Raw genomic sequence first — 1,704 nt, forward strand, 5'->3', positions numbered from 1 at the left:
AGTTTTAAAATGAACGAAATCCAGGTCTCGTTTGGGTCCGGCGATTTGACGCTGGAAGGTTTGCTCGCCAATCCAGGTGCGAATGCGCCGGTCGCGGTCGTCTGTCATCCGCATCCGCTGTATGGCGGCTCGATGTACAACAACGTCGTCGAGGCGATCCTCGCGGCGATGTGGCAAGTGGGATACGCGACCTTGCGCTTCAACTTTCGCGGCGTTGGCGGCAGCGAAGGCGAGCATGACGGCGGCCCCGGGGAAGTCGATGACGCGGTTGCGGCGATGGCGTTCGTTCTCGCGCAGCCCGGAGTGCGCAAAGAGGGAGCTGTGATGGCGGGATATTCTTTCGGCGCGATGGCCGCGATGAGCGCGGGGTACGAATGCGCGGAGATCGCGCGAATCGTCGCGGTCGCGCTGCCGCTCGCGATGGCTGATGCGCGCGTTCCGGAAGGCGCGTCCAGGCCGGTGCTGCTCGTATCGGGCGATCGCGATTCGTACTCGCCGGTTGCGGGGCTGCAAGCGCTGAAGTCGAAGATCGGCGGCTTGGCGCGACTCGAGATCGTCGCCGGCGCGGATCATTTCTTCGGCGGCCGCGAAGCGGAACTGTCGCGCGTGCTCGCCGCCGCGCTGGTCTAGCTGCCGGCGGGAGGCGGCGGGGCAGAGCGGATCGCCTGCGATATTGCGTAGAACGGATCGTCGGTGTGCGCCTTTGCGATTGAGATAATTTGAGCGATGGTCGCGGGCAAGTCGCCGTGGTTCATCCTTTGGAGCGCGGCGAAGTTGTCGAGCTGGTGAAAGTAGATCAGATAGTTCACCAGCACGGCGTTGTTCAGCGGCTGCTTGTCGAGGTCGAAGCGCTCGAGCCCGGACAGGCTCGGCGCCAGCGCGGCGTAGTCGGCCTTGATCGCGGCGAAGGCTGCCTCGCGGCGCTGGTCGAGCTCGTCTTTCGGGAGGTTCGCCATGTAGATGTCGAGCAGTCGCGCCTGCTCCTTGAGCAGGAAGCGCGCGAACTTGAGATCGCTGTCGAGGATGCCGCGCGCCGCAATTGTGGACGCGGCCGACTCGCCGTCAGTCGCCGCAAAAAATGCGACAGCGCCCGCACTGCCGACGTAGTTGGCCGCCGACTCGTCGAACATCGCGTCGCTGGCCAGATAGTACGTGCGATGGAACAGCTCGTGGATCAGCACGCCGGCCAGCTCGACGCGATCGAGTTTGAGCAGATTGGTCAGCAGCGGATCGTCGAAAAATCCGAGGCTCGAGAACGCAACCGACGGCCGTACCATCGTGTCGAGTCCCTCGGCTTCGAGCCGCGCAGCTTCCGCGGTCGCATCGCCTTCCTCGAAATAACCGCGATACGGCACGCGGCCAACTATCGGGAACCACCAGGTGTACGGTACGAGCGAGTCGCGCGGCGCCGCCATCACGACGTGCACGATCGCATCTTTATCCACGGGCGCGAAACTTTTGTAAGCACCGCCAACGTTGAGGCCGAGGTTTTCGGCCGCGAACTTGCGCACCGCGAGCACGGTTTCCAGCTTGGCGCGAATGTCTGCGGGAAGGTCGCCCCGCGCGAGCGCGTCGTCAATCGGTTTGCGCTTCCACAGGATTCGGCCTTCCACGTACGCGGCGCGCGAGATGTAGCAGGCGCTCAGCAGAATCGGCACTAAGACCAGCGCCGCAAAGCCGATTAGATAGGTCGCCCGAAGAGGT

The 1,704-nt window shown here is 64.0% G+C and carries 2 protein-coding genes; one reads left to right on the forward strand and one right to left on the reverse strand.

Going from position 1 to position 1,704, the window contains the following annotated elements:
• Positions 1–630: alpha/beta hydrolase (locus tag VIW95_RS09895; protein ID WP_331585926.1), on the forward strand; the 630-nt coding region annotated here is incomplete at its 5' end.
• Here the strand turns inward: VIW95_RS09895 and VIW95_RS09900 are convergent.
• On the reverse strand, positions 627–1,704 hold a 1,078-nt coding region (locus tag VIW95_RS09900), incomplete at its 5' end, for an aminopeptidase (RefSeq protein ID WP_331585928.1). The genes VIW95_RS09895 and VIW95_RS09900 overlap by 4 nt on opposite strands.

Origin of the sequence: Binatus sp. (SeqCode) (assembly GCF_036522015.1) — a bacterium.
Lineage (GTDB): Bacteria > Desulfobacterota > Binatia > Binatales > Binataceae > Binatus.